The organism is Vibrio makurazakiensis, assembly GCF_050337375.1.
In the GTDB taxonomy this organism is placed as follows: Bacteria; Pseudomonadota; Gammaproteobacteria; order Enterobacterales; family Vibrionaceae; genus Vibrio; species Vibrio makurazakiensis.
In genome coordinates this window covers 1-2,610 of sequence record NZ_JAKJSW010000363.1, presented here as the reverse complement: position 1 = coordinate 2,610, position 2,610 = coordinate 1, and the positions used below count along the sequence as shown (strand labels likewise).

2 protein-coding genes are annotated in these 2,610 nt (G+C 39.7%); both read left to right on the top strand.

Annotated features, from left to right (window positions below):
* The first annotated feature begins 294 nt into the window (after positions 1-294).
* Entirely contained in the window at positions 295-2,025 is a 1,731-nt protein-coding gene (locus L4C33_RS21385) for an EAL domain-containing protein (protein ID WP_428814406.1), read from the top strand.
* Positions 2,026-2,211: 186 nt separating this feature from the next.
* Positions 2,212-2,610 (top strand): magnesium transporter (locus L4C33_RS21380; protein ID WP_428814405.1); only part of this gene is annotated, 399 nt, incomplete at its 3' end.

The window sequence follows — 2,610 nt, the reverse complement described above, 5'->3', positions numbered from 1 at the left end:
TACTAATATAGGTATCACTAATTTAAATAAGAACATCTAAAAACACGCAATTCAATTGGATAAATACCAAAAACATTGGATTTATCCATTGCAATCCTTGTAATCCTCTTGCATTAATTTATAAATTCACTCCCTACTAAAAACCCTGTACTTTTCTATTAGAAACAACAGCATGTGACATTCATCACACGTCAATATGCTTATTAAATACGCTAGATGGAAACTGCAGGTGTTTCTGATGAATACCCCTCCCAATTAGCAATTCATATAGTCACGTAACTGAGGAGTTGAGTCATGCACTGTGCTTTCAATATTTTTAAAAGCAATGAGAGTTTGCAACTGATCTATAACGAAGAAAAAATCTACATTAAAAAGGATGGCATTAAGATTTCAGAAATAAGCCTGAACAATAAGGAGAGTTTTGTATTTAAGGTTTTAAGTGATAGGTCTTCTGTTTCCTCTCCTCAATCTGCTCGTGATCTTGAAAGTTCATTTCAAAAACACTTCAATGAAGAGTTAAGCTTGTACGCTTTAAAAAATATCATCGCTTCCCTGCGTAAGAAATRTCGGGGCCTATGTGAAAAAGCAAATATATCTGAAGACAGTGAGATAATTACAAATCTTTATCGGGTCGGTTATTTCATTGAACTTGAGAAGGCGGCGATAAAACCTAATTGCTGTAAGCCAGACATTAACCAATTTAAGCCAAGTCGTGTAGATGTCGTTAAGCTACTCGTAAGAACCTATAGAAAGGAGTTCATTAAGTCTTCTATTTTAATGCTCACAATCTCAAGTGGAATATTGGGCGTTGCCTACTTTTTCCAAATCTTATACACCTCCACTATAGCCATCGAATACAGTCAAAACACTAGAGACATCGCTGAAGAAGTAATGGAGTTTGGCTGTGATAATGATGGTGCGGTACATGCTCTTAGGCATTCTCTAAACATAGATTCCGTTTTAGTTTCTACCCCTTCAAAGTCGTGCTTTATTACTCGAAATGAATCGAAAGTCGTAGACCCAAACTTCACCGATGATTTCTATGACAGTAACGACTTTGCATATACGCGGTTCTCTGCCCCAGACACCAAATCGCACTTAGTCGCGCGTATTTCAAAGCGCTCAATTGAAGCCCGCTATCGAAACGCCTCGCTCTCTCTTTTCACTAACTCAATTACGATTGAAAAGGACGGTTTCTACTTAATGACCATAGGCGATGGTGGACTACCGATCTACAGTAAGTCACTACCTTCAGGCGCAACCCTACACTTTTTTAGTAAATACATTTTATATCTATGGGCTGCCACCTTGTTCATTCTGTCTTTCATTTGCTACCGCCACTACTTATTCGGTGCTGTGCAATACATAGCTCGATGGCACCGAATATCTTTTGAAGAAGAGCCAATCATTAACACAGAAGATAACAGCATTTTATATTACGAACTGTTATCACGAGTGCGTAATGTTGGCGTGCTCGATTTCATTCATTCAATGAGAAAATGTAACCTGCTCACTTTCCATACTATTTTACAAATTGAGTCAGTAAAGCGGGCAAAACTAAACAATAGCCACGCGATATACGGAATCAACGTTTGCCCAAGCGCTTTAGTTGGGCCAAACTTCCACAAAATTCGCGTGCATCTCGCTTCAATGGAAGTGAACGAGTTTATTGTTGAGATCACTGAATATTCCAACCTCGGCTATGGAAGCGAGGTTATCGATAACATCAATGACATCAAGCAACTGGGGATCACAATCGCATTAGACGACTTTGGTACCGGTAACAACAATATAGAAATCATCAGTGCTATTTCTCCAACCTACTTAAAGCTAGATCGTTGCTTTGTGAAGGATATTGAATCAGGAGAGCATCACACAGCAGTGTTAACAAATATCTCAGAGATAGGCCGCTTGTCTAACATGACTATGATTTACGAAGGGGTCGAAACACGTCGCCAGCAATACATTTTGTGCCAGCTTGGTTACTGTTTGCACCAAGGTTACCTATATAGTCGCCCGCAATAACAGCAATTCATTAGTCGCAAAGATGCTCGCTTCACTCTGGGGCGAGTATCGCGATAGTAATCGCAGTTGACTCCTTTCACTACGTTGGATTTGACCTTTCAGTAAATTGGAATTTCGTGTATTCCAAATAAAGGTACTACTGAGTGTATGGTTAGTGGCATATCAATAACTAAGGCCCTACACATCATGTCAACGAATACTTCACCTGTATTACCAACGGAGGGAATATGGGACAAAACGACAAGGATAGCGAAATCATTTTTATCTTATACCATCAAGCTCTTTGTCGGGCTGAGTATCCTCGTTGGAGCCTCTATTGGCCTGTCCAAGCTTGGGACCATTCATGGAAAAAGCCTACCTGAAGAATATTTCTCAAACGGTTATCCCACCATTCTGAAGCTTCTTGATTCAGAATTATTCATGGGTTTTGTTTTCTTCGTAACCGTTGCCATTCTAATTTACGTCGTTTACTTGTTCTGGCGTTTACATGAAGTCGCGGTGCATCGCGCAGCTGAAATGTCGAGCGCACACACTCAAATCATTTTTGCCCTGTCACTTTGTGGTTTATTCATCGATAAGACTTGG